This window comes from Pseudomonas sp. PA-6-3C, assembly GCF_021605825.1.
GTDB classification, from domain to species: Bacteria; Pseudomonadota; Gammaproteobacteria; order Pseudomonadales; family Pseudomonadaceae; genus Aquipseudomonas; species Aquipseudomonas edaphica.
This window is the reverse complement of sequence record NZ_WKDV01000036.1, coordinates 21,691-47,693: the sequence shown is the minus strand read 5'-3', so window position 1 is coordinate 47,693 and position 26,003 is coordinate 21,691. Positions and strand designations below refer to the sequence as shown.

Genomic DNA, 26,003 nt, shown 5'->3' with positions numbered 1-26,003 from the left:
AAGAACTCGAAAAAAACCTGAATATCAGCGTGAAATAATTTCCTGACTGCCGTCCGGCAAGGCTCGTACGGCCACCGGCAGGATATGTGGCAGCGCTTTGAGCAAGGCGTCGGTGTCGCTGGATTTGAACACGCTGGTCAGCCGCAGGTTGCTCACCGCCGCCGTGTTGACCCGCAACGGCTGCTCGCGATAGCGCGATACTTCCCGCGCGACTTCGCCGAGGGTGGCGTTGTTGAACACCAACTTGCCCGTGCGCCAGGCTGTCAGCTCATCAGCATTCACGGCATACGCCGTAACGACTTGCCCGGTAGAATCGACATGCGTGCCCAGCCCTGCCGTGAGCATCACGATCTGATCCGACGCACGCCCCTGCACCTTGACCGTGCCGGCCTCGACCACCACGCGGGTCTGGTCGTCATCACGGCGAACATCAAAACGCGTGCCGGTGACCGTGACCTGCCCTGCTCCGGCGGCCACCACAAATGGGCGGCGGGTGTCGTGCTCGACGCTGAACATGGCTTCGCCCTGTTTGATTTCTACGCCGCGCCGCCCCTTTTCATAGTGCACCGCCACCACGCTGCGGCTATTCAGGTCCATCACCGAACCGTCGGGCAATGCCACTTGGCGATGCTCGCCCAAGCGCGTGCTGAACTCGGCACTGTAGGGTTTGGGATGATCAAGCCCGCTGAACAGGCCAAGCCCCAAGGCGATGGCCACCACACTGGCAGCCACGGCGTAACGCACAATAGCGCGACGTTTGGGGCGTTCGACCGAGGCCTCGCACAGCGCTTGCAAACGCGCCGTGGGCACAAGGTCGGCGGCGTTCCACAGGCCTTGCAGCACTTCAAATTCGTATTGATGCTCAGGCTGCTCGGCACACCACGCATCAAAACTCTGTTGTTCTTCGGGGTTCAACTCGGCGTTTTGCAGGCGTACAAACCATTGCGCGGCTTCGTCGCGAGCACGGCTATCCATCGTGGAAGATCCTGTTTCAAAACGGGCAGAGTTCATGGGGCCATCGCGTCCAGACGGTCGCGCAGATGCCGCAAGGTGCGGATCATATACTTTTCCACCATGTTTTTAGACAGGCCCAGGCGTACGGCGATTTCTTGCTGGGTGAGGCCCTCGATTTTCTGCCAGATAAATATCTTGCGACAGTTAAGCGGCAACTCGGCCAAGGCCCGCTCGATGGAGTCCGCCAATTGGATCGCGTGCATGACATGCTCCGGGTCACCGTTGTGGGGCGAACGCTGATCAAAGGCGTCCAATGCCCGCGCCTCACGCCGGTCTTCGCGACGGTAAGCGTCCACCGCAATGTTGCGCGCCGTTTGATGCAGATAGGCGCGCGGTTGCTCAACGTCGCTCGAACGCGACTCAAGCACGCGCACGAAGGTGTCGTGAGCCAGGTCTTCAGCCTGCTGACGGTTTCTCAGGCGGCGTGTCCAGGTACCGATCAACTCTTCGTAATGCTCGAAAAAGCCTGTTCTGCGGGGCGGCTGAGGAATCATCGCGTGAGCACTGGGAGGCGGGGCGTGAATAGTAATGCTTCCTATTAAGCGGAGCAATTGCTTCCCATCGCTCGCCTTACTGCGTTGCAACTAAAGATGACCGGCCACCTGTTTGAGTCGGCTCAGCTTCTCTCGACTGCCACACACACTCATCTGGCACCATTTGCGTTGTTTACTTTTGGAGAGGTCGAGAAATATCCAATCGCAATCGGTACAACTGCAGCTCCTCAACGCGTGAAGCTGGCTCGATACCAGCAGTTGCGTCGCGTCTGTGGCCAGGCGCGCTATCAGCATCGACGTCAACTCTTGCGCAGAGCTGCAGGTGCGCCAGCCCCACGCGGGCACCCCGTCGATGGAGCGCAACACTCGCCACGCCGTGCCCTGCTGGTAGTGCAGATTGATCTGCTGTAATGCCTCATCGGTGACGTTCTGGCGTAATGACAGGTTGTGGAAGACGCCGTACAGACGCTCTCTGAATGCAATAACAGCGTCCAGGTCTGGCTGGAAGGATATAGGCGAGTCAAACACCATAGGCGAGTATGCATCGTACTCTTGCTCAGAGAGCAAAGAGGCGTGTAATGCCCACTCAATGAAGAACTTAAAACTGGTGAGCCGCTCTTCCGTCACCTTAAGTGTGGAATACGGCCTGCGCCCATTAGTGGTATTGATAAAATCCAATACCCGGGCGCCGCCGATCAGCCGGATTGATTTTGCAGTGCCCGTGAAATGTGTCATTCCAACTCCCGAAAAACCTGCACGCTCTGCCTTGGCAGAGAATACCTCGTTTCTTGGAGTCGAAGTCGCCACCCCGTAGCTGGAAGACCAATGGCTAAGCAGGGGCCTGCGCACGCGCCATCCAATCAAGAATGATCCCGACCGATTGTTCAACCGAAAACACGTGGGTCTGCAGATGCACTTCAGGAAACAGTGGAGTGTCGTAGTTCGAATCAATACCCGTAAAGTTCTTGAGCAGCCCGGATCGCGCCTTTTTATACAAACCTTTAGGGTCCCGCTGTTCGACAGTTGCCAGTGGGGCATCCACGTGGACTTCTACAAAATGGTCGTTGCCAATAATCGAGCGCGCGTAATGCCGACTGGCCGATGACGGCGAGATCAGCGCGACAATGACGATAAGTCCCGCCTCCACCATCAAACCCGCCACCTCAGCGACCCGCCGAATGTTTTCATCCCGATCACTGTCGGTAAACCCCAAGTCACGACAAAGCCCACTGCGTACCGAATCGCCGTCAATGATGCAGGTAAACCGGCCTTGGGCCCTTAAGGCAATATCCAGCGCATCGGCAATGGTCGATTTCCCGGAGGCAGAAAGGCCAGTCATCCAAATGACCCTAGGTATTTGCTTCATAAGTGACTGTTCGGCACGCGCGTGGCTGAACGCAAACTCATGCAAATTCTGTTGTGGGCCCTGTGGAAAATAGCTCATGACCGTTCTCCCTCCGTCAGCGAAACAGGCTGTTTGCCCAACATGAACACCATCACGCATTGCAATAACAGAAGCAGCGAAACCACCCAATAGACTGTCGCGAACGACCCTGTCAGGTCTTTGGACAGCCCGCCCAGAAAGTTACCGCACACGCCACCCAGGCCAATCAGCACATTGGCAATGCCAAATGCCTGCGTCAGCCGGTTGACCGGAACGATTTGTCCGATATAGCTGGGGACCAGCCCGAAGATAGGGTAGAACGCCAGCGCAAACAAAAAAGCCGCCAAATAGAACAACGCGATAGCGTTAAAACTGAACACCAGCATGGCTGCCAGACCCGCACTCAGAAAGCACATGGCCAAGGCCGCCCTGGCACCCACTTTGTCCGCAACCCACCCCACCAAAAAGCCCGACGCCATCCCCACAGCGCCGATCGTCGTCCAGATAAACCCTGCGTCCTGTACCGAAACGCCTAATTCATCGCGCAGGTAAGGTGCCAGGTAAGTCTGAAACGGCAGCAGTGCCATCCCATTGAGAAAGGCGATGCCCCAGATCAGGTACAGCGAACGGCTCAGCCATGGCGTGTGGCCATCGAGCGACCGCGAGCGCTCACCTGAAAAACCAGCCGCCTGCTCCGCCCCCATGTTACGCAACAGAAACCAGGCCACGAAACAGAGGCCCAATGACACAAGGCCGGCGGTCAACCAGATCGAGCGCCAGCCACCCTGCAAGGTGAGAAACGACACCAGTAACCCGTTGATGAACACGCCATAGCTGGTGCCACTGGAGATCAGCCCCATGACCCGGGAGCGATTACCTGGACTGAAACCCTTGGTGACGATTTCTGCCAGCGGGATGTAAACCGAAGCGGAGCACCCTCCCAGCAAAATCAACAACCCACCCGACAACCAAATGCTGTCGCTGACGCTCAAGCCCAGCAGGGCCAGAGACGTCACCACGGTGGATACCAGGCTGATTTTCCAACCTTCGAAAAAACGGCTGATGTAACTGGTGACCGAAGAAAACAGCAGAAAGCCGATCTGTGCGCCGCCGGTGATCAAGCCCACAGTGGTGTAGTCAAAGCCGATATCTCGGCGCATATCAACGACCAGGTTGGCGAACAAGTAAACGCCGAATCCATAGGTACTGGCCACAAACCCTGTCAGTACGACTGCCAGCACCACGCTGTCCAGCGCGCGAGAATTATTCTGTACGAGTGTGCTCATCATGACGCCCTCACACGGCGCGGGCGGTGTGGATGACAAAATCACAATTCATCCTGTCGAAGTCACGCTGAAAATCACCGTAATCTTCATGGGCAGAGAAGCCGCTAGCCTGAATCTCGTCGGCCAGTTCCTTGGGTAATAACGGATACACTTTCAGGCTGTAGCGTTGTTTATCTTCAAAGTCGTAAATGAACTCGCACACCTGTGCATCGACCCTTCCCAGGCTGACCGACGCACTGGCCCCGCAGTAATAATAATTGCCGCTGGATTTGAAGTTGCCCGCGCGGATAGCAAAAAAATTACGCTGATCAACAATCAACACACCGCCTGGCTTGAGCAATGCCCTGAACTTGCGCAGCACGCTCATGCGGTCGTGCGCCTCAAACACATGGCACAGTGAACTGCCCAGGCACACTACGGCATCGAACGTGCCCAGCACGTCCGGGTCGAGGTCAAGCCACTCCATATGGTGGGATTCAATAGCCAATTCACGTTCAAGGAAGTTCTGCCGGGCTTTTTTCAACATCGTGCCGCTACCGTCCGTAGCGACCACCTTGAAACCTGCCTGTGTGAGTTGTACGGCATGAAAACCACTGCCCGTGGATACATCCAGCACCGATCTCACACCGTGACTTTTCAGCAACTGCTCAAAGAACCCCTTCTCGCCGGCCTTTCTTTTTTCCCAATCAATCAACGCGTCCCAGCGCTCGACAAAGTCCGACGAATATTGAGTTGAGTAATTGGCTACTTCCTCGTGTTCATACCCCAGGATTTGACTCATGGCACACCGCTCCTAGCCGATTGAATTCTTGAAAGACAGGTACTTTCCCGCCAACTCCCGAGCACAGTCCGCGGACTGCCGAACCGACATGATGTCCTTGGAGTACCCCAGCATCGTCTGCATGATTGCCATGCACCTGGGGTTGAAGGTGACCGAGCCGTCACAATGGATTTCGTCGATACCGTCGTGGCTTTGGCAAATGCTGTTAAGGCGCACCGCGTCGTCGTAGGGGCATTTGTCGGAGAACTGCACATTGATGCGTCCGTCCTGAAGCCAGACCGGATAGCCGCCCGGAAGCCCCAACGGACCGGGCGCGTGCACCAGTACCGGCGTCGGTGAGAACAGCCCTTCGATCACGGTGACCGCAGAACACGCGGTTAGAAACTGCCCATCAACCCCGCCCAAGCGACGAAACTCGGATTTCACCGTAGAAAAAATCACCTCATCGGACAGACGAGCGACTTCGCGCCGGCCGCGAACCTCATACAACAAGCGATAGCTGGCACGCGGGGGCCGTCCGCCCCGTGGCACGTAGTGGCTGAAATAATGCTGGGCATACAGCATCACCTCCACGTCAGCGGGAGAACACTTCAGCAACCGCGCGATGGAGAAACGCACGGCCGGAATCAGGTTGGCGACATTACCCACCCCGATGTCAGGGGCCAGACCGACCCTGGCCAGAATCGGATTGACGGCGTCAGGAAAGGCCGCATTGACGGTCAGGGTCGTGATACCGGAAGCCTTCACTGCCTGCATCAAGTCATGCATCAGTGTCAGGTGCATGGGTAACCAGGGACCGAACTGTGCCTGGTCAAGTTGTTCGAACGAGTGTTTGGGCAACCCGGTGATCACTCTCCATGACTGCAACGAGGCGCAGTTCACGATGATGTCCGGCGCATGTTCCCGAAGCACTTGGGTAACGCTGCCGATATCCGTCAAGTCCGCGATCACTGGCGAGATAGCAACATACTGCTCCAGTTGTGCGCACGACAGCGTCACCAGGTTACACATCCGGATGGTCATTTCTTCGTTGCGCCCCAGCACGACAAACTCGAACCTGTTCCTGGGCGCCAGAATCTTGAGAATGTGCAGGCACAAATTACCTGCGCCCACCAACAGCAACTTTTTCTTCGGTATGGGCTGGCTCACCGTGGGTAGGCTCCGTTATCAACCGGGATAACCTTGCCGGTCATATGACGAAAACCTTCACCGACCAACAGCAAAATGACCTCAGCAACACCACTGGGCAGGATGGGGTCTTTAAGAATTTCCTGGCGCGCGTATTCAGCCCGCCGATATTCAGGAATAGTGTCGTAGATGGCCGTGTCGTGAATCAGTGCCGGAGACACCGCGTTTACCCGCACAAAAGGGGCGAAGTTCCAGGCATTGGCCTTGGTCAAACCGATCACTGCAGCCTTCGTGGCGCCGTACAGGGCATCACAACTGCCCACTTCCCCTGCCACTGAGGTGATATTGACGATGCTGCGCGGTGCTTCGTGCTTCATTTCGCGTTCGGCGAAATCTTTGGAAAGGTAAACCAAGGCTTTAAGGTTAACGTTAAGCATTTCATCCACTTCGTTATCGGAATAGGCATAAATGCTTTTGCCGTGATACAGCCCTGCATTATTAATTAACCCATAGATAGTGGCATGACGCTCATACAGGCTTGGAATAAAGCCCTTGATCACAGCGTCACTGGAAAGATCGGCAACCTGTGTCTCTAATACACTCGCACTGTAAGTCTGTTGCAAGGTGTTGAGCGCATCCACGTCCTTATCGACGGCAATCACAAAGTAACCATCAACAATCGCCTGCTCCAGTGTCGCCCTACCAATTCCATTAGCGGCACCGGTAATAATCAATTTTTTCATGCCCTGTTTCCTATTGACAGAATTCGTTCATGCGCGCGTAAAAAACCCGGTGATAGTCATACATCGCTTTTAACGCTGGCGTATTATCGAGAACCTCTTTATCGGGCTGAGTCTTACTCGACGAAATAATGCACTCACTGTTTTCTGCGGCGACGTGCCAACTTCGCCAGGTTTTCCATTGCGGAGGGCACTCGCGTTTCCACACCATGGCTTGCGGCAGAAATTCAATATCCAAATAGTCACACAGTTTGCCAATCACGCGCTCCGGCGCTGCCGCCAGGTCATCAGCATTAATCACATAGGGCACTTTGCCGGTGAGTTTGGTGACCACACAAAAGATCTCATACAAGGCTTTATGCCCGATGGCTTGCAACGGCATGTTGGGGTGTATTCGATAATGCGAAAGAATGCTGCTGGCGGGCTCCCGAATAAGAAAGATATTGTCTTGTTGCGCCAGAAAGTCCACGTCTACTTTTAAGTCATCGAGGCAGTGATAACACATGTCTTTGTGAAATACGCTGGCCGTCTCCCTGGCCTTGACCAGTCGTTCTTTTATGCCCTGATACGTGGTTGGAAAACTATGATCCCATTCATCCGAAGGAATGGCAGAGTCTGCAGAAAATGCCATATGAGCAAACGGCTCGTGGAAGACTTCAAAGTCTTTGCGCTCGATAAACACGCGCTCCAACACCGTTGAACGAGAACGGGGGTGCGCCCATAACCCGACCATCTTGTTCATACGAGCACCCCATATTCGGCCGCCATGATCGCACTGAGCGAGCGACTGAAAGCGTGCACAGGGGGGCAGAGTCGAGTGCAAAAATCGGCCAAGCGTCGGTGCGCACTGTTGGCCTCATTGCACGTGTTGATAAAAGCCTCATGATTGCAAAAGTCATAAGGTTCAATGCCGTCCAGGCAGTAGGCTTCGCAGAAGTACGGAATACGAAACAACTTCGAGAGCGTCGAAGCCGGGGGCTTCAAGGGTTCCCCTGCAGGAAATACAGGTTTACCGCGACTTTCGCGCTCAATCAAAAACTCAACCACCTCCGGCGTCAGTGTGTAGCACGTCGCCGACAAGCCGGTCTTCTCCAAGTGCCAGCAATGCTTGTTTCCACGCTCGTCGACATCGACTTTTATACTGGAAAGCAGGGTTTTGACAGGAACGGAAGACGCCGAGACCAGCGCCTGTATCTGCTCATAAACCAGCAACTCGGCCCAGCGCAGATCCTCTGGACTCAGCGTCAGGCCACGCTCCGCCGCTTGTAACGCAAGCTCGGGTTGACAGGCGAAGCGGCCGATCATGAACGTGATCACGTACTTGCAATGGCTTGTGTCAACACCCTTGCTGCGTGCAGTCACCCTTCCACGCTCTATTGCCTGGATGCCTGCCTTGAATTGCGAAACAGTGAAGCAGAACGTGATGTTGAGAGAACTTCCTTGCGCCACTAAGTGCTCGACAGTCGTAAGGCCTTCCTGGCTTGCGGGGACCTTCACCATCACATTCGCAGACAACTGACGCAGCGCCACTCCCCTGGCAGTCATGCGTTCAGCGCAGCGCACATCGACCGGATCAACTTGAGCGCTAATCCAGCCTTCACACTGCCCGGATTGAACCCAGCGTTGCTTCAGGTCCGCAGCCCCCTGCACGATCACTTCGTCGTACAGTTTCCTGCGCAACTCTTGGGGCGCCAGTTTGGCAAGATTAAACCGCGACAACCAATACTCGCGTTTTTCAAGAATCACCGCAGTGACCAGTCGAGGGTTTGTCGTCACATTGCTGAACCCACCGGGTTGCGAAAATGTGTCTGGCATTAACTGCTCTATGCAGCCAGACGCTGCCGGGTATTTTTCAAGCAAGTGTTTCTTATAAGGCACATAGACGGCAGGCGACGAATCCCACCAGACCTCCGAACGTTGATCATTACCCTTTAGCCGCTCTGTATAACCTGAAGTCTTCACAACGCCTCCTCCCTGAGTAGTCATATCACGCTAGCGCCTTGCGTAATTCACGCATATTGGAAAAAGGCAACGCCCCGGCATCAGCCAAAATTAAATGTCGGTCCACGGGCCCAAAACCCAACACGCTTATATTCGCCGCAACCGCCGCGCGAATGCCGGCAACACTGTCTTCAATAACCAATGCATCACGGGGGTCGACGTTATAAGCAGCGCACGCCGTTAAAAATACTAAAGGGTCTGGTTTCCAACGCCCTAACTCATAACAACTGAATATGTGCCCGTCAAAATAAGACAACAGTCCCGTGAGACGTAAACAGTGTTCTATTTTATTACGGGGCGCACTGGAGGCTACGCAAAAAGGTCGCGTCAGGCCCTCCAGTACTTCTCTTATTCCATCGGTAGGTTTTAACTGCGCCGTCAAATCGATCCGTGCACGCTGACGGAAAGCTTCTTCAAACTGACTGTCCAGGCAAATACTCAATACCCGTTCAGCTTCACGTAAGCAGTCGGCAATCTTGCGCCCACGAAAGCGCTCAATAAATTCTACTAAGTCAAGGCCCGTAGCCTCTGGTGCGTCACGACGTGCTTGTTCATTCAGCAGGGAGATCAATACAGACAGGGTGATTTCTTCGCTGTGTACAAGTACACCGTCGCAGTCGAAGATCACTAACTTAGGCACGCCCACGCGGACAGGCGCAGCCTCCTGAACTGGTAGTTCCCCTATAAAGGCCAATGGGTACATGGGCATCTCTTATAGGTATATCCGCGATGACTTCTGAACTACCAGCGGAGCACATTTAGGTGTGCTTATAAGACGCCTAGAGAAAAATCCTGTCAAACGATTTTTAGCGGTTTATTAATTACTTTTAATTATCTATATTGTGTTTTTTATTCCTAAAAGCTAAGCGCTTCAATCGAAAAACCCATTTGCGACTGCTGAACTTCTACCGACACGTGTCAGTCAGCACAAAGGACTCTCATAGAACGGTGGGTGGGCAATGCAGATCTCCTTGCAGCAACAAGTGGCCCTGGTCACCGGCGCCAGTTCCGGCATCGGCGCAGGCGCAGCCAAGGCGTTGGCCGAAGCCGGCGCGGCCGTGGTGCTCAACTACAACTCCCAGGCGGCGCCAGCCGAAGCCCTCGCTGCGCAGATCAACGCAGGCGGCGGGCGGGCAATTGCCATCGGCGGTGACGTGTCCAAAGAAGCCGACGTGGAGCGCCTGTTCGCCCAGACCCTTGAGGCCTTCGGTCACCTGGACATTCTGGTGGCCAACTCGGGCCTGCAAAAAGACGCCAATCTGGTCGACATGACCCTCGACGATTGGAACACCGTGATCGGCGTCAACCTCACCGGCCAGTTCCTGTGCGCCCGCGCCGCCGTGCGGATCTTCAATCGCCAAGGCATTCGCGACGGCGTCTCGCGGGCGGCCGGCAAAATCATCCATATGAGTTCGGTGCACCAGGTCATCCCGTGGGCCGGGCATGTGAACTACGCAGCCTCCAAGGGCGGCGTGGAGATGCTGATGCGCACCCTCGCCCAGGAAGTCAGTGAACAGCGCATCCGCATCAATGGCATCGCGCCAGGGGCGATTCGCACGGCAATCAACCGTGCGGCCACTGAAGGCGCGGCTGAAAAAGAATTGCTCAAGTTGATTCCCTACGGCCGCGTAGGCGACGTGGAAGACGTGGCCAATGCGGTGGTCTGGCTGGCCAGTGATGCCTCCGACTACGTGGTGGGCAGCACCTTGTTTATTGATGGCGGCATGAGCCTTTATCCGGAGTTTCGTGGCAATGGTTGATTTCAAGAACGAACCCCAAAGCGCCATCGATGCCCATGGCATCATCGGCGATATGCGCAGCGCGGCACTGGTGAACGACACAGGCAGCATCGATTTTTTCTGCTGGCCGGAATTCGACAGTCCATCAATCTTCTGCTCACTGCTGGACACGCCCGAAGCCGGTGTTTTCCAACTCACCCCCGACCTGCCCAACGCACGCCGCGAGCAAATCTACCTGCCCGACACCAATGTGCTGCAAACCCGCTGGCTGAGTGATGAAGCGGTGGTAGAAATCACCGACCTGCTGACCGTCAGCGAAGACGTCGATGAACTGCCGCTGCTGATTCGCCGCGTGCGTGTGGTCAGTGGCAAAGCGACCCTTCACCTGCGCTGCGCCGTGCGCCATGACTACGCCCGCGCAGCGACCCAAGCGAAGGCCGATAACGATGGCGTGCTGTTTACGGCTGACGGCCAGCCCGCCCTGCGCCTGGTCGGTAGCCATCCGCTGAACCTCGAAGACCACGCGGCAGTCGCAAGCTTTAGCCTGAGCCAGGAGGAAGGCGCCGAATTTGTCCTCGGTGGCGCCGACGACCCACGCGTCACCAATGACTGCACCGACCTGTACCTGGAACGCACTCTGAAGTTCTGGCGCGGCTGGATCGCGCAATCCAATTACCGTGGGCGCTGGCGTGAAATGGTCAACCGCTCGGCATTGGCCTTGAAGCTTTTGACCTCACGCAAACACGGCGCAATCATCGCTGCCGCCACCTTCGGCCTGCCGGAATCACCCGGCGGCGAACGCAACTGGGATTACCGCTACACATGGATCCGCGACGCCTCGTTCACCGTTTACGCGTTTATGCGCCTGGGCTTTGTCGAGGAAGCCAACAGCTACATGCGCTGGCTCAAAGGCCGAGTCAGCGATTGCTGCGGCCAGCCGACCAAAATCAATATCCTCTACGGCATTGATGGGCGCCAGGAGCTGCCGGAAACCACACTCGATCACTTGACCGGGCACGGCGGCGCCAAGCCGGTGCGCGTCGGCAATGAGGCGTTCGACCAGATCCAGTTGGATATCTACGGCGAGCTGATGGACGCGGTGTACCTGGTTAACAAATATGGCGAGGCGATTTCCCACGAAGGCTGGAAACACACGGTGGAAGTGGCCGACCAGGTCTGCGAAATCTGGAACCAGAAAGATGTCGGGATTTGGGAGATGCGCGGCGAGCAGCATCACTTCCTGCATTCGCGGCTGATGTGCTGGGTGGCGCTGGACCGCGCAATCCGCCTGGCCTCAAAACGCTCGCTGCCGGCCCCATTCGCACGCTGGGACCAGACCCGTCAGGCCATCTACGCCGATATCTGGAGCAATTTCTGGAACGAAGAGCGCGGGCACTTTGTGCAACATATCGGCAGCACCGCACTGGATGGCTCGATGCTGCTGATGCCGCTGGTGCGCTTCGTCGCGGCCACCGACCCGCGCTGGCTGTCGACCCTCCAAGCAATCCAGAAAAGCCTGGTGCGTGACGGCATGGTCTATCGCTACCGCAACGACGACAGCCAGATCGACGGCCTGCAAGGCACCGAAGGCGCCTTTACTGCGTGCTCGTTCTGGTACGTCGAATGCCTGGCCCGCGCCGGCCAAGTGGAGAAAGCCCACCTGGAATTCGAACAACTGCTGCGCTACGCCAACCCACTGGGCCTGTACGCCGAAGAGTTCGACAGCCAGGCCCGTCACCTGGGCAATACGCCCCAGGCGCTGAGCCACCTGGCATTGATCAGTGCGGCGACGTTTTTGGACCGTAAGCTCAGTGGGGAAAAGACCGTGTGGCAACCCTGAGGTGGGCTGTGCACAATGGGCAGTCCCGTCGTTAGACTGCTCGGAAAACTTGGAGGCAGATATGGGGTGGCATGCTTTTGCCAAAATCATTGATCGCGAGCCGGTTTTCGCGACACTAGCGCCATGAGCGGATTTCCTGCCCTCGCTACCCCGCGCCTGCACCTGCGAGAACTGCAAGTGAGCGACGCCCCCGCGCTGTTCGCCATCCACGCGGATGCCGCGAGCATACGCTGGTTCGGCGCCGACCCGATGACTGACCTCCCCCAGGCCGAAGCCCTGATCGAAACGTTCGCCCAGTGGCGCACCCACCCAAACCCAGGCACACGTTGGGGCCTTGAACACCAAGGCAAGTTGATCGGCAACTGCGGCCTGTTCAAGTGGAACCGCGCCTGGAACAGTTGCGCTTTGTCCTGCGAGCTGGCACCTGCTGCTCGTGGGCAGGGCTTGATGAGCGAAGCCTTGCAGGCCATGCTCGATTGGGGCTTTGAGCATATGCAGTTGCATCGCGTCGAAGCCTTGGTGCACCCGCAGAACACTGCTTCTGTAGCGCTATTGAAACGCCTGGGTTTTAAAACCGAAGGCACATTACGAGACGCAGGGTTCTGGAATGGCCAGCGGCATGACCTGAGGGTGCTGGGGTTATTGGCGCAAGAGTGTATAGACAACCACTGAGAGGCCTATAACGATACCGATGCCACTTAACGCGCCCTGATATTCAAGGAATGAATATGATCCTGTGCCTAGAAAGAGATGTAAGCACACCGATCCGACCTATATTGAGCTGGAGCGAAACGTGGGAAAGCTACGATAAAGGCTTGATCAAATGTTGGGAGGTTGGTCGGGCACTGGCAACTGGATATTGATCCTGCGCAGGAGGTCCCTAAAACGTGCTCGCGTACTCACATGATGGTTACGTTCACGCCCGACAAAGCGAAGTACATCAATCAGACCACGGAATCTGAAGGTTAAGGAGCAGGACGCATGGATCTTCATAAGGAATTCGAGCGAAGCATTTTCTTTCACCAGGCACGTATTGACCGACGCTCTGCCGATGCATTGGTCGGGATTACCGCCGGCTTGACGGCTGATGGAAAAATCAACCAAAGGGAAGCCGAGTTTCTCAAAACTTGGATAGAGACCCATCTGATACAACTTGAAGATCCGGTCGTTAACATTCTTTATCAACGTCTCGCCAATATGCTGAGCGACGGTGTGCTGGATGAAGATGAGTCGAACGAGCTATTGGAAATGCTGCATCAATTCTCGGGCCTTCCAATTGGGGCGCCTCAGCGCACGACAGGCGTTAGCAGCCTGCCGTTGAACGACCCGGTTCCTGAGCTCGATTGGCAGGGCAGGGTTTTCCTGTTTACAGGAGTCATGGCATACGGCCCTCGCAAAGACTGCGAGTCGCTCGTACTCGAACGAGGAGGCGTGATCGGAAACTCTGTTAGTAAAAAAGTCCATTTCCTGGTGGTGGGCAGCATTGGCAATGAGCAGTGGCTCCACAGTTCCTACGGTACGAAAATCAAGAAAGCAGTGGCGTTGCGAAACAGCGGCGTTCCCATCGCAATCATCAGCGAAAGCCACTGGCAACAGGTGGTGTTCGGTTGAATCCCATCATTTCCATCCTCATTCACGTCCCAGACTGGCGCACCGCAACCGACGGGCTAGACAAGTCAGGCAACTGACTTCAAGCGTGCAATGCACCGTCATCGGCTTGAGCTAGAGTTCCAGCAACGTTGGCCTGACCCTGACCTGTGGCGAGCAAGCTCGCTCGCCACAGGTATCTATCGTTCGATCAATCATTTGGTATTTACACCATGAACCCACTCGCCCAGCTGCTCTACGTGCGCACCTCCATGCTCGACGTGGCCTATGAAGCCCACGGCCCCGAAGGCGGCGCGCCGATTATCCTGCTGCACGGTTTCCCCTACGACCCGCGTGGCTACGATGACATCGCGCCGGTGCTGGCCGAGCGTGGCTACCGCGTGCTGGTGCCTTACCTGCGCGGCTATGGCCCGACGCGGTTTATCAATGAGCAGGTCATGCGCTCCGGCCAACAGGCGGCGTTGGCCAAGGATTTGCTGGACTTCATGGATGCCCTTCACATCCCGCAAGCCACTTTGGCGGGATATGACTGGGGTGGCCGCGCCGCGTGTATCGTCGCCGCGCTGTGGCCCGAGCGCGTACGTGGGTTGGTGACGGGAGATGGCTATAACATTCAGGACATCGCCAACTCACTCAAGCCGGGTGCGCCCGAGACAGAGCATCGCTTGTGGTATCAGTTTTACTTTCACACCCAGCGCGGTGTGGACGGTTTGACTGCCAATCGCCGCGAGCTGTGCGAGCTGCTGTGGAAGCTGTGGTCGCCGACCTGGGCCGAAGGGCCGAGCCTCTACGCCAAGACCGCGCCGTCATTTGATAACCCGGATTTTGTCGAGGTGGTCATTCACTCCTATCGCCATCGCTTCATGTACGCCCCCGGCGACCCGGCGTTGGAAGCGATCGAACAGGCACTGGCGCTGCAACCGCCGATCTCGGTGCCGAGCATTTCGCTGTGCGGTGCCGATGATGGCGTCGGCCCGGCCCCGGTCGAGGACGACGATGTGGCGTGCTTCAGCGGCGAGTATCGGCGCCAGGTGTTGCCGGGCGTTGGCCACAATGTGTTCCAGGAAGCGCCGCAGGTGACCCTTGAGGCGCTGTTTGAACTGCTCGCTCACGACACCGGCGAAAAGCGTTCGCGGTAAGCCTGGGGCGTCACCGATAACGCGCGCAGAAAGCTGCGGCGCAAGGTTTCTTCGCAGCCGAACCCGCACTGCACGGCAATGCGTTTGATTGACGCCGTGCTGTCGGCCAACTGCCGCCGCGCCGTTTCCACGCGGATCAGTTCGACGGCGCGTGCCGGGGTTTGGCCGGTTTCGGTGCGGTAGTGGCGCACAAAACTGCGCTCGCTCATGCCAGCCTGAGCGGCCAACGTGGCGATGTTCAAATCCAGGGTAAGGTTTTCGGCCATCCAGGCGTGCAAGTCGGCAAAACGGCTGTCGCCCTTTTGCAGCGATAACGTCGCGCTGAATTGCGATTGCCCGCCCGGACGCTTGAGGAACACCACCAAATGCCGCGCCACTTCAAGGGCGACGGCGCGGCCCAGGTCTTCTTCCACCAGGGCCAGGCACAGGTCGATGCCGGCGGTGACACCGGCGGAGGTCCACACCGCACCTTGCTGGATAAAGATCGGGTTGGACTCCACCGTCAGCGCGGGAAACTTGCGCGCCAGCTCTTCACAGCGCGTCCAGTGGGTGGCCACGCGGCAGCCGTCGAGCAAGCCGCTGGCGGCGAGCAAAAAAGCCCCGGTGCACACCGACGTCATGCGCCGTGTGTGCCTGGCCTTTTCGCGCACCCACTGCACCAACGCGGGGTCTTCGGCAGCGCCATACACGCCCCAGCCGCCTGCGATCACCAATGTGTCGCAGGGTGTATCCAGCGCGGGCAGCGGCTCGGCCACCAACGCCAGGCCGGCGGAGGTCATCACCGGCGCATCCTGCGCGGCGACCACCGAAACCGCGTAAGGCAACGGCAGGCCGCGCTGGCGCGCCAGGTCATTGGTTGAGGCGAACACCTGCAACGGCCCGGTCACGTCGAGCACTTGGGCATTTTCAAAAGCGAGAACGTGGATGATCCGGGTCATGATTGGCGTGATTTGTGGGCTCAATGGCGTATTCGCCAAAGCCTAGGCCTCTACAGTGAAGCCGTCCACCCCTTTATCGGAGCTTGATTCATGACCTTGCAGATCGGTTTTCTGTTGTTCCCCGGTATCCAGCAGCTTGACCTTACCGGCCCCTATGACGTGCTGGGGTCGCTGCCGGATGTGAAGCTGCATCTGGTGTGGAAAGACCTGGCACCGATCACCTCCAGCACCGGACTGGTGTTCACTCCGACCATGACGTATGCCGACTGCCCGCGCCTGGATGTGCTGTGCGTGCCCGGCGGCTCCGGCGTCGGTGCCTTGATGGAAGACCCGCAAACACTCGACTTCCTCAAAGCCCAGGCGCAGACCGCCCGCTACGTGACCTCGGTATGCACCGGCTCACTGGTGCTCGGCGCGGCCGGTTTGCTGCGCGGCCGCAAGGCCACCACGCACTGGGCCTACCACGACCTGCTCGCCCCGCTGGGCGCCATCCCGGTGCAAGCGCGCGTGGTGCGTGACGGCAACCTGTTCACCGGTGGCGGGATTACTGCGGGGATCGATTTCGCACTGACCCTGGCCGCCGAGCTGTACAGTGAAGCCGCCGCACAGCTGGTGCAGTTGCAGATCGAATACGCGCCGGCACCGCCGTTTGACGCGGGCAGCCCGAGCACCGCGCCTGAACATGTGCTGGAAGAAGCCCACAAGCGCACGGCGGAATCGCGTCGGGTGCGCGGTGAAATTGTGGCGCGGGCGGCGGCGCGGTTGGGCTGATGGCACCTGCGCAGCAAATTCTGTGGCGGTAGTGCTGTAATGGCGGTGGGTCAGGCAGGCCGGGACATAAACGCCAACCGCGCCGCCAATAGCGTCAGCACGGTCGCCAGGCCCCATTTCTGCAGCCTGGCGCTGTGGCTGCTGCCCGCAAACACTCGGCTGATCGCCCCGCCAAAAACGCCCAGCAAGACGTGGAAAACCCCGGCGTTCAGGGTCAGAACGCCGCCCAGCACCCACAGCTGCACCGCAATGGAGCCGGCCTCGGGCCTGACGAATTGGGGCAGAAACACCATGAAAAACAGCAACGCCTTAGGGTTGAGCAAACTGTTGAGCATGGCCTGCACAAACACATGCCGTAAACGCACGCGCCGGACCTGGCTCATGTCCAGGCCGGTGTTTTTTTGCAAGGTCTTGAACACCAGCCACAGCAGGTAGATCACCCCGGCGTAACGAATCAAATCAAACGCCGGCGGCCAACTGGCGACCAAGGCGGTGACCCCGCTCGCCGTCAAGGCGGTCAACAGCAAATCCGCCACGCAGATCCCCAGGCTTGAAGCCACGCCACCGCGCCAGCCATAACTCACGCCATGGCTGATCACAAACGCCATGTTCGGCCCCGGCGACAGCAGCAACAGCAAAACAGCGCCGGAAAACACCGCAAGGGTTGCAAGGTCGATCATGCTCAAGCCCTCCACCAGAGAAAGCCTGCAGATTAAACGGCGCGCCGTGCGGCAACAAAAAATTGTGCTGGATACATTCTTCGCCAACGGTCATGTCGGGTGATTGCTCATTGCCACAACCAACGATTAGAATGCGAAACATTATCAATAAGACCCTGCGTCAGGATGCCCCTGTTGAGCGACCATCCTCTGGACTCTGCCGCTATCGGCCAGCTCTACCATGCCCATTCTTCCTGGTTGCGCGGCTGGTTGAGCCGGCGCACGGGCTGTCGTGAACATGCCGCTGACCTGGCGCAGGAAACCTTTGTGCGGCTGCTCAACGCGCGCAAACAACAGACCTTGCAACAACCGCGCGCCTACCTGAGCAGCATTGCGCGCAGCCTGATGATCGACCAGTACCGGCGCCGCGAGCTGGAGCGCGCCTACCTTGAAAGCCTGGCGCACTTCCCGCAAGTGGATGTGCCGTCGGAAGAAACCCGCCTGTTGATCCTTGACAGCCTGGAGCGCATCGACCGCTTGCTCGACCAGCTCAAGCCACGGGTGCGCGAAGCGTTTTTGCTGGCGCAACTGGACGGCCTGACCTGCGCACAAATTGCCCTGCGTTTGGGCGTGTCCAAGGCCACGGTTGAGCGCGATCTGGCCAAAGCCCTGCATGCCTGCTACCGGTTACGTTATGCCGAACTTTGACCCGCGCCTGGTCGACCAGGCCATCCAGTGGATGATCCGGCTGCGTTTCAACATCGCCGATGACGTCAGCACTGCTGCGTTCGAACAGTGGCTGCAGAGCAGCCCCGAGCACCAACGGGTGTGGCAACGGGTGGCCACCATGAGCGATGAGTTCAGCCACGTGCCCGCCGGTGCCGGGCGCCATGCCCTCAACGGCGCACGCCAACGCATCAGCCGCCGTGACACCTTGAAGGTGCTGGGCCTGTTTGCCGGCGCCGCCGGCCTCGCCTGGCTCGGGCGCGACTACACACCCCTGCCCGTGCTGATGGCCGACTACCGCACCGCCACTGGCGAGCGACGCTGGGTGACGCTCAACGATGGCAGCCATATCCAGCTCAACAGCGCCAGTGCGATCGATGTTGCGCTCAGTACCGAACGGCGCCGGGTCCACCTGCGCCAGGGTGAAATGCTGATCAACACCGGCGCCGACAGTCGACCGTTCTGGGTGCAAACCCGTGACGGCTACCTGCGTGCCCTCGGCACGCGCTTTCTGGTGCGCGAAGAAGGCCAAGGCACGTTGCTCGCCGTGCAACAAGGCAGCGTGGCGGTGTATGCCGACCTGCACGACAGCAGCGCGCGCCAATTGATCAACCCCGGCGAACAGGTGCTGTTCGACCGCACCCACCTGCGCCCACCGATCGCCAACGGCCTGGATCCCTGGGCCTGGAGCGACGGCGTGATCAGCGCCCACAACATGCGCCTGGATGATTTCCTCGCCGAGCTGAGCCGCTACCGCAACGGTTTGGTGCGCTGCAGCGAGGCCGTGGCCGGGTTGCGCGTATCGGGCACTTACCAGTTGGATGACACCGACCAGGTGCTCAACCTGGTGGCTCAGTCGCTGGCGGTGAACGTCACCTATCGCAGCCGTTATTGGGTGACGGTTACGTCCCGCGCTTAGTGCATAAAAAATAAATGAGGTTATTTCTCATTGCCGCTCGACCTGTAAGGAAAGGCCGATCAACAGGCCGGTTCTGTTCACTTCCTTAAAGGAGCATCCCGCGGTCATGCAAGCGTTCCCTTCCCAACGTTCCCCCCTCAAGCGCACGGTGCAGGCCGCCCTGCTGGGCGCCTGCCTGAGCGGCGGCGCCCTGCCGCTGGCCGTGATGGCCGAAACACTCGCCAACGACACCCAGGCACGCGATTGGCAGATTGCCCCAGGTGCGCTGGCCAACGTGCTGGACCAGTTCGCCCGCCAGGCCGGCATCAGCCTGTCCTACGACGCTACCAGCGTCGCCAACAAGTCGAGCCCAGGCTTGAACGGGCGCTATGAGCGCGAGCAAGCCTTGGGCGAACTCTTGCGTGGCCACGGCTTGCAGGCACAACGTCAAGGCGCAAGCACTTGGCTGCTATTGCCACACATCGCCGAGACCGGCGCGCTGAACCTGGGCGCCACCACCGTCACCGGCGAGCGTCTGGGTGCCACCACCGATGGCAGCGGTTCCTACACCACGGGCGCGGTCACCATCGGTAAAGGTCAACACAGCCTGCGGGAAACCCCGCAATCGGTCAGTGTGATGACCCGCCAATTGATGGACGACCAGAACCTCACCACCATCGAAGACGTGATGGAACACACCCCGGGAATCACCGCCTACGCATCCCCCATGGGCGGTAAATATTTCTATTCCCGTGGCTTCAAGATGCTCGGCCAATACCAGTACGACGGCGTACCGCTGGACATGGGCAAAGACTACGTACAGGCCGACAGTTTCAGCGCCAACATGGCGATCTACGACCGCGTGGAAGTGCTCAAGGGCGCAGCCGGCATGCTCAAGGGTGCCGGTACCGCCAGTGGTGCCGTCAATTTTGTGCGTAAACGCCCCCAGGCCAAGCCGACGTCCAGCCTGTCGCTGGCCGCTGGCACCTGGGACAACTACCGGGCCGACGTCGACACCGGCGGCCCCTTGAATGACAGCGGCACCGTGCGCGGCCGCGCGGCATTCAGCCAGCAGGATCGCGGTTCCTACATGGATATTTCCAAACGCAAGGACCAGGCCTTCTACGCCGCGCTGGATGTCGACCTCAACCCCGACACCACCCTGGGGCTGGGCGCCAGCTACGAAGACATCGACGCCAGCCCGTGCTGGGGCGGTCTACCGCGTTACAAGGATGGCAAGAGCGCCAAATTGAGCCGCTCCACCTGCCTTGGCCAATCCTGGAACGACTGGCAAAGCCAGCGCGCCACCTTCTTCGCCGACCTCACCCACCACTTCAACGACGACTGGCAACTCAAGGTCGCCGCCGTGCATAGCCGCAACCTGCAAGACACCAAGTACGCCGCCAGCGAAGGCACTATCGCCTATGGTGATCCCGCGCCCACGGCCAATTCCTACGCCGCGCTGATGGACTACGATCACAAGGACTTCGGCCTCGACGCCTACCTGGACGGCAAGTTCGAAGCCTTCGGCCTGGCGCATGAACTGATCATCGGCGCCAACGGCAGCCGTGGCACTCAGGACGACGTCTACGCGATCCGGAATCTGCCGACTCGCCAGAGCATCTATCAACCCGACCACCACTTCCCGGAGCCGGCCAACGACACCTTCTGGCCGAATATGTACCGGGGCGGTACGGTCAAGGAAACCGCCACCCAATACGGCGCCTACGCCACCTTGCGCCTGCGCCTGGCCGAACCGTTGATGCTGGTTCTCGGCAGTCGCGTCAGTTGGTATGAAAACCGCCGTGAGTCCTTGAACCTGGCCTGGGGCGAGTGGGCCGACCAGGATGCGCGCACCAAGGAAACCGGGGTGGTCACGCCGTTTGCCGCGCTGATCTACGACCTCAATGACAACCTTTCGGTGTACGCCAGCTACGCCGATATCTTCCAGCCACAAAGCTCCTACGCCACGGTCAGCGGTTCGGCCCTCAAGCCGAAAATGGGTGAGAATTATGAGCTGGGTATCAAGGGCGAATGGTTTGACGGGCGCCTTAACAGTTCCCTGGCGCTGTTTCGCGCCATCGAAAAAAACGCCGCCCAAACCGATTTCATCACCCGCTGCGGCAGTTCCTCCGACGGCTACTGCTACACCGACACTGGCAAAGTTCGCGCCCAAGGGGTCGAGGCCGAGCTGAGCGGCGAATTGCTTGAACGTCTGCAAGTGTTTGGCGGCTACACCTACACGCAAACCAAAAACCTGAAGAACATCGACAGCGCAGCCGAAGGCGCGGTGTCCAACACCTACGTACCCCGGCATATGCTGCGTTTATGGGGCGACTACCAGTTGGACGGTGCACTGTCAAAATGGACAGTGGGCGCAGGGGTCAACGCCCAGAGCAGTAACTACCGCCTGCAAACCATCAAACTGGAGCAGGCCGGGTATGCGTTGTGGAATGCGCGCATTGCGTATCAGGTGGACGACACCTGGACTGTGGCGCTCAACGGCAACAACCTGTTCGATAAAAACTACTACCAGACCGTGGGTACCTCAGGCTGGGGTAATCTTTATGGAGAGCCGCGCAACCTCACGCTGAGCCTCAAAGGCAACTTCTAAACATCACCAGTCCTTGCACCAGAGCCGGCAAGCCGGCTCTGGTTCGACAACCCCCCTTCCCCCGCCCTGCTTCTGTCAAAAAAAGCTTTTTTCGCTGGCAGGCAAATCCCCACGTTTGTTCCTACACTCCAAAAAGCCATCATCGATTCTCGATTTTTCTGAAAACACGGCCTCTAATGTCAATAAATCGTCATACCATGGGTCTCATGAGAGCCATTGAGGGCGACGGCGAAAAAAAGCCAAAACATTGACACGAAACCTCAAGGAAGCCACTATTTAGCCATCATTCCGTAAATTCCTGCGTCTGAACAGGCATTACGTATTACCCAGCAACTGCAGTTGTTCGATTTGCACCACTTGTAAAGCAAACCTGCCTTATGGATGAGCAAAACGAACAGGAACGTTCTGGTGGTGTATTGAGGATCTGATCTATGCGCGGTAAATCGTCGGTCGATAGCCTGTTTTTGACTCGTCCCGGTTTCGTTGAGTTTTTTGTCGTCTTCGTCAAACTGATCCACGGCCTCACTGCTGTGGTGCCGGCAATTATCCTGTTGTTCTACCCGGAACCTGTCGCCGAGCACATGCGCAACCACTACCTGGGCCTGCTGGTATTCTTTGCGCTCTTGACCATCATTCTGTTCCAGGCCCTGGGGGTGTACTCCGAGGATCTGTTCAGCAATCGCCTGCGTTTTCGCGTGATGCTGGTGGCCTGGGTCTCGGCGTTTTGCATCTTGCTGTTCATGTACCAGATCCTGCTGCTGTTCCCACAGTTGAGCCCACGCAACCTGACGGCCTGGTTCTCCATGAGCCTGGTGCTTTTTGGCGTGGAGCGGATATTGATGCTGCGCCTGTATCGCCATTTGATGAAGAACGGCAAGTTCTTGCAACGTACGGTGATCCTGGGCTTTACCGAGACGGCGGTGCATGTGGCTGAACACCTGTCGCGCAACAGCGATATCCGTTCCGGCCTGATCGGCTTTATCGACGACCGTACCGAGCGCATTCCCAAGGAATTGAGCCGCCTGCCCTTGCTGGGCAATACCCGCGACCTGGAAAAGCTGATCCGCTCCGAACAGGTCAGCCAGGTCATGATCACCCTGCCCTGGGCCGCCGAGCAGCGTATCAACGGGCTGGTCAAGCGCCTGCGGCAGATGTCGGTGAACGTCATGCTGGTGCCCGACATGGCTGCCTTGCGTTATGGGCATAACCGCATCACCGATGTGGGCGGCATCCTGATGTTCAATACCTCGCAGTTGCCGCTGCGCGGCTGGTCGCCCTTTATCAAGCGTTGCGAAGACCTGCTGCTGGCCAGCATCGGCCTGTTGTTGCTGTCACCGGTGATGCTGGCGACGGCCATCGCGATCAAGCTCGATTCCAAGGGCCCGGTGCTGTTCCGCCAGAAGCGCTTTGGCTACAACGACAACCTGATCCGGGTGTTCAAGTTCCGCTCGATGTACGTCGAACAGACCGACCTGAACGCCGAGAACCAGACCACACGCCAGGACCCGCGCATCACCCGGGTAGGCAGGATCATTCGCAAGACCAGCATCGATGAGCTGCCACAACTGTTCAACGTGCTGCTGGGCAATATGTCGATGGTCGGCCCGCGCCCTCACGCCACGGCCACCAAGGCCGCCGGGGTTCCGTTCGAGCAAGCGGTCAGCGAATACAGCTCACGCCACCGGGTCAAGCCAGGCATCACCGGCTGGGCACAGATCAATGGCTACCGTGGCGAGACCGACACCCTGTTCAAAATCCAGAAGCGAGTCGAATACGACCTGGAATACATCGCTAAATGGTCGGTGTGGCTGGATCTGTACATCGTTTTCATGACGGTTCCGGCCGTCCTTTCCACCAAGGAAGTCTATTGATGAACCCTCTTAACGGATTGATCCCGTGCATCATCTCCGGTGGTTCGGGCACGCGGCTGTGGCCGGTTTCGCGGCAGAACATGCCCAAACCCTTCATGCGCATGCGCGACGACCAGAGCCTGCTGCAAAAGACCTTCCTGCGCGCCAGCCACTTGCCAGGGGTGGAGAGCATCCTGACGGTAACCAACCGCGACCTGCTGTTTCGCACCCTCGACGACTACCGCGCGGTGAACACCCAGCGATTGGCCCTCGAGCTGCTGCTGGAGCCGTTTGGACGTAACACCGCCGCCGCCATCGCCGTGGCCGCCTTGCATGTGCAGGAGCATTTCGGCGCTGAAGCGCAGTTGCTGGTGATGCCCGCCGACCACCTGATCCTTGATGAAGCGGCCTTCGCCCAAGCGGTAGAAAAAGCCCGCGCACTGGCCGAGGCCGGTTACCTGGTGACCTTCGGCATTCAGCCTGACCGTGCCGAAACCGGCTTTGGCTATATCGAACAAGGCGCAGCGTTAGGGGCCGGGTTTCAGGTCCGGCGCTTTGTCGAGAAGCCCGACCTGGCCACCGCCCAAGGCTATTTGGACGGCGGCAAGCACCTGTGGAATGCCGGCATGTTCTGCTTCAAGGCTGCCAGCCTGTTGGAAGAATTGGCCAGCCACGCCCCGGCAGTCCTGGAGGCTGCCAAGGCCGCACTCGAGCACAGCCAGAGCCTGCAGAACAGCAGCAGTCGCCAGCGTGAACTGAGCCCGGAAGGTTTCAGTACCGCGCCGGACATCTCCATCGACGTGGCCCTGATGGAAAAATCCGCAAAGGTCGCGGTCGTGCCCTGCAACATTGGCTGGAGCGATATCGGCTCCTGGGAAGCGCTGCGCCAACTCACCCCCAGTGATGACAATGGCAACCAGATCAATGGCGAGGCGATCCTGCACGACGTGCATAACTGCTACATCGACTCGCCCAAGCGGGTACTCGGTGCAGTGGGCGTGCGCGACCTGATCATCGTCGACACCCCGGACGCACTGTTGATCGCCGACGCCCACCGCAGCCAGGACGTGCGCTATATCGTCGCCGAACTCAAGCGCCAGAATCACCCGGCGTTCAGCCTGCATCGCACGGTCACCCGCCCGTGGGGCACCTACACGGTGCTGGAAGAAAGCACGCGCTTCAAAATCAAGCGCATTGTGGTCAAGCCCAAAGGCTCGCTGTCCCTGCAAATGCACCATCACCGCAGCGAGCATTGGGTAGTGGTCAGCGGCGCAGCGATGATCACCAATGGCGAGCGCGAGATCCTGCTCAACATGAACGAGTCCACCTACATTCCCGCCGGCCACAAACACCGCCTGACCAACCCCGGCATCATTGACCTGGTGATGATCGAGGTACAGAGCGGTGAGTACCTGGGCGAAGACGACATCGTGCGTTATGACGACATCTACGGCCGCGCTCCGGTGGAAGTGAAACCCTGATGCGCACGTCCCTGATCATCCCCACCCGCAACGCGGCCAGCCATCTGGACCGCCTGCTGCCAGCGCTGCGCATGCAGACCTTGCAACCGGACGAGATGCTGGTGGTCGACAGCGCATCGAGCGATGACACCGTGGCGCGCTTTCGCGAGTTTGGCGCGCGTGTGGAGGTGATTGATGCCCGCGACTTCAACCACGGCGGCACCCGGCGCTGGGCCAGTGAACAGGTGGGCGGCGACGCTTTGATCGTCATGACCCAGGACGCGATCCCCGCCACGGCCGAGACCTTCGCCAACCTGATCGCCGAATTGCAACGGGAGCCGCTCAATGGCGTGGCCTACGGCCGGCAACTGCCGCACCCCGGTGCAGGGGTGCTGGGGGCACAGTCGCGGCACTTCAATTACCCGGCGGCCAGCCGCAGCAAAAGCCTGGCCGATGCACCGCAGCTAGGGATCAAGACCTGCTTCAGCTCCGACTCGTTTTCGGTGTACCGGCGCAGCGCCCTGCAGGCGGTGGGTGGTTTTCCCCAGGATGTGATTGGCAGCGAAGACGCCTACGTCGCCGCACGCATGTTGCTGGCCGGCTACCAAGTGCGCTACGCCGCCAGCGCGCAGGTGTATCACTCCCATGATTACCGCTTGCTGGACGAGTTCAGGCGCTACTTCGATATCGGTGTGTTCTACGGCCGCGAGGCGTGGATTCGCCAGGCGTTCGGCGACGCCGGCGGCGAAGGTAAACGTTATGTGCTGGCCGAACTGCGCGCATTGCGCGAGGCCAACGCGCTGCACCGCGCGCCGGAAGTGGTGGTGCGCAGCGCCTTTAAATTGCTGGGTTATCGCCTCGGCCACCTTGAACGCCACTTGCCCAACGCGCTTAAACGGCGCCTGGGCATGTTTTCCACCTACTGGACTTGAG

The 26,003-nt window shown here is 58.6% G+C and carries 25 protein-coding genes and 1 pseudogene; 13 read left to right on the top strand and 13 right to left on the bottom strand.

The genetic code is table 11. The features are described 5' to 3' along the window. Positions 1-24 precede the first annotated feature (24 nt). The 11 genes from GIW48_RS21840 to GIW48_RS21790 form a co-directional block, all read right to left on the bottom strand. Positions 25-975 carry a FecR family protein gene (locus GIW48_RS21840; protein WP_236461692.1) on the bottom strand — a complete coding sequence of 317 codons (951 nt, stop codon included), beginning with the start codon at positions 973-975 and terminating at the stop codon, positions 25-27. A 32-nt stretch (positions 976-1,007) separates the two neighbouring features. Continuing rightward, entirely contained in the window at positions 1,008-1,508 is a 501-nt protein-coding gene (locus GIW48_RS21835) for a sigma-70 family RNA polymerase sigma factor (protein ID WP_170040676.1), read from the bottom strand. Positions 1,509-1,598: 90 nt separating this feature from the next. Then, entirely contained in the window at positions 1,599-2,243 is a 645-nt protein-coding gene (locus tag GIW48_RS21830) for a CGNR zinc finger domain-containing protein (protein ID WP_236461689.1), read from the bottom strand. A gap of 94 nt (positions 2,244-2,337) precedes the next feature. Then, positions 2,338-2,952, bottom strand: a complete 615-nt coding sequence (gene cysC, locus GIW48_RS21825; RefSeq protein ID WP_186618189.1) for an adenylyl-sulfate kinase — start codon at positions 2,950-2,952, stop codon at positions 2,338-2,340. Next, positions 2,949-4,178: an MFS transporter gene (locus GIW48_RS21820; protein ID WP_186618187.1), complete on the bottom strand. Its 1,230-nt coding sequence runs from the start codon at positions 4,176-4,178 to the stop codon at positions 2,949-2,951. The genes cysC and GIW48_RS21820 overlap by 4 nt, the downstream gene beginning before the upstream one ends. Positions 4,179-4,188: 10 nt before the next feature. Beyond that, entirely contained in the window at positions 4,189-4,959 is a 771-nt protein-coding gene (locus tag GIW48_RS21815; RefSeq protein WP_138454194.1) for a class I SAM-dependent methyltransferase, read from the bottom strand. Between the two features lie 12 nt (positions 4,960-4,971). Further along, on the bottom strand, positions 4,972-6,108 hold the full coding sequence (locus GIW48_RS21810) for a hypothetical protein (protein ID WP_017135315.1): 1,137 nt from the start codon (positions 6,106-6,108) through the stop codon (positions 4,972-4,974). Beyond that, entirely contained in the window at positions 6,105-6,830 is a 726-nt protein-coding gene (locus GIW48_RS21805) for an SDR family oxidoreductase (protein WP_017135316.1), read from the bottom strand. Before GIW48_RS21805 ends, GIW48_RS21810 begins: the two co-directional genes overlap by 4 nt. A 10-nt stretch (positions 6,831-6,840) precedes the next feature. Further along, positions 6,841-7,569 carry a sulfotransferase family protein gene (locus GIW48_RS21800; RefSeq protein WP_099550082.1) on the bottom strand — a complete coding sequence of 243 codons (729 nt, stop codon included), beginning with the start codon at positions 7,567-7,569 and terminating at the stop codon, positions 6,841-6,843. Further along, a complete protein-coding gene (locus GIW48_RS21795) occupies positions 7,566-8,789 on the bottom strand; it encodes a transaldolase family protein (RefSeq protein ID WP_170040669.1) in 1,224 nt (407 codons plus the stop codon). Before GIW48_RS21795 ends, GIW48_RS21800 begins: the two co-directional genes overlap by 4 nt. 25 nt (positions 8,790-8,814) lie before the next feature. Next, positions 8,815-9,531 carry an HAD family hydrolase gene (locus GIW48_RS21790; RefSeq protein ID WP_236461227.1) on the bottom strand — a complete coding sequence of 239 codons (717 nt, stop codon included), beginning with the start codon at positions 9,529-9,531 and terminating at the stop codon, positions 8,815-8,817. A gap of 256 nt (positions 9,532-9,787) precedes the next feature. Between GIW48_RS21790 and GIW48_RS21785 the strand changes: the two genes are divergently transcribed. From GIW48_RS21785 to GIW48_RS21760, 6 genes and pseudogenes are all read left to right on the top strand, one after another. After that, a complete protein-coding gene (locus GIW48_RS21785; protein ID WP_017135320.1) occupies positions 9,788-10,588 on the top strand; it encodes a glucose 1-dehydrogenase in 801 nt (266 codons plus the stop codon). Continuing rightward, positions 10,581-12,407 carry a glycoside hydrolase family 15 protein gene (locus GIW48_RS21780; protein WP_236461228.1) on the top strand — a complete coding sequence of 609 codons (1,827 nt, stop codon included), beginning with the start codon at positions 10,581-10,583 and terminating at the stop codon, positions 12,405-12,407. The genes GIW48_RS21785 and GIW48_RS21780 overlap by 8 nt, the downstream gene beginning before the upstream one ends. A 123-nt stretch (positions 12,408-12,530) precedes the next feature. Next, positions 12,531-13,079, top strand: coding sequence for a GNAT family N-acetyltransferase (locus tag GIW48_RS21775; RefSeq protein ID WP_236461230.1), 549 nt, complete (start codon positions 12,531-12,533; stop codon positions 13,077-13,079). Positions 13,080-13,135: 56 nt separating this feature from the next. Continuing rightward, positions 13,136-13,376 (top strand): annotated as a pseudogene (locus GIW48_RS21770) (hypothetical protein). A 12-nt stretch (positions 13,377-13,388) separates the two neighbouring features. Further along, complete coding sequence (locus GIW48_RS21765) at positions 13,389-14,018, top strand: BRCT domain-containing protein (protein WP_138452028.1); 630 nt, start codon at positions 13,389-13,391, stop codon at positions 14,016-14,018. 209 nt (positions 14,019-14,227) lie between these two features. Further along, positions 14,228-15,154 carry an alpha/beta fold hydrolase gene (locus GIW48_RS21760; RefSeq protein ID WP_099550087.1) on the top strand — a complete coding sequence of 309 codons (927 nt, stop codon included), beginning with the start codon at positions 14,228-14,230 and terminating at the stop codon, positions 15,152-15,154. On the opposite strand, the gene GIW48_RS21755 is transcribed toward GIW48_RS21760, so the two are convergent. Continuing rightward, entirely contained in the window at positions 15,124-16,092 is a 969-nt protein-coding gene (locus GIW48_RS21755) for a GlxA family transcriptional regulator (protein WP_017135325.1), read from the bottom strand. The two genes, GIW48_RS21760 and GIW48_RS21755, sit on opposite strands and share 31 nt — an antisense overlap. A gap of 90 nt (positions 16,093-16,182) precedes the next feature. Between GIW48_RS21755 and inhA the strand changes: the two genes are divergently transcribed. Then, the gene (gene inhA / locus GIW48_RS21750) at positions 16,183-16,863 is read left to right on the top strand and encodes an isonitrile hydratase (RefSeq protein WP_170040665.1); all 681 of its coding nucleotides are present in this window, start codon (positions 16,183-16,185) and stop codon (positions 16,861-16,863) included. A gap of 50 nt (positions 16,864-16,913) precedes the next feature. On the opposite strand, the gene GIW48_RS21745 is transcribed toward inhA, so the two are convergent. Further along, positions 16,914-17,543 carry a LysE family translocator gene (locus GIW48_RS21745; RefSeq protein ID WP_236461231.1) on the bottom strand — a complete coding sequence of 210 codons (630 nt, stop codon included), beginning with the start codon at positions 17,541-17,543 and terminating at the stop codon, positions 16,914-16,916. 165 nt (positions 17,544-17,708) lie between these two features. On the opposite strand from GIW48_RS21745, the gene GIW48_RS21740 reads away from it, so the two are divergent. The 6 genes from GIW48_RS21740 (at position 17,709) to GIW48_RS21715 (ending at position 26,002) form a co-directional block, all read left to right on the top strand. Continuing rightward, entirely contained in the window at positions 17,709-18,230 is a 522-nt protein-coding gene (locus tag GIW48_RS21740) for a sigma-70 family RNA polymerase sigma factor (protein ID WP_419789521.1), read from the top strand. Beyond that, positions 18,217-19,167, top strand: a complete 951-nt coding sequence (locus GIW48_RS21735; protein WP_017135329.1) for a FecR domain-containing protein — start codon at positions 18,217-18,219, stop codon at positions 19,165-19,167. The genes GIW48_RS21740 and GIW48_RS21735 overlap by 14 nt, the downstream gene beginning before the upstream one ends. Positions 19,168-19,273: 106 nt before the next feature. Next, the gene (locus GIW48_RS21730) at positions 19,274-21,760 is read left to right on the top strand and encodes a TonB-dependent siderophore receptor (RefSeq protein ID WP_236461234.1); all 2,487 of its coding nucleotides are present in this window, start codon (positions 19,274-19,276) and stop codon (positions 21,758-21,760) included. 431 nt (positions 21,761-22,191) lie between these two features. Continuing rightward, positions 22,192-23,631, top strand: coding sequence for an undecaprenyl-phosphate glucose phosphotransferase (locus tag GIW48_RS21725; protein ID WP_017135331.1), 1,440 nt, complete (start codon positions 22,192-22,194; stop codon positions 23,629-23,631). Then, positions 23,631-25,091 carry a mannose-1-phosphate guanylyltransferase/mannose-6-phosphate isomerase gene (locus tag GIW48_RS21720; RefSeq protein WP_017135332.1) on the top strand — a complete coding sequence of 487 codons (1,461 nt, stop codon included), beginning with the start codon at positions 23,631-23,633 and terminating at the stop codon, positions 25,089-25,091. The genes GIW48_RS21725 and GIW48_RS21720 overlap by 1 nt, the downstream gene beginning before the upstream one ends. Further along, positions 25,091-26,002, top strand: a complete 912-nt coding sequence (locus tag GIW48_RS21715) for a glycosyltransferase family 2 protein (protein WP_236461236.1) — start codon at positions 25,091-25,093, stop codon at positions 26,000-26,002. The genes GIW48_RS21720 and GIW48_RS21715 overlap by 1 nt, the downstream gene beginning before the upstream one ends. Position 26,003 lies beyond the last annotated feature (1 nt).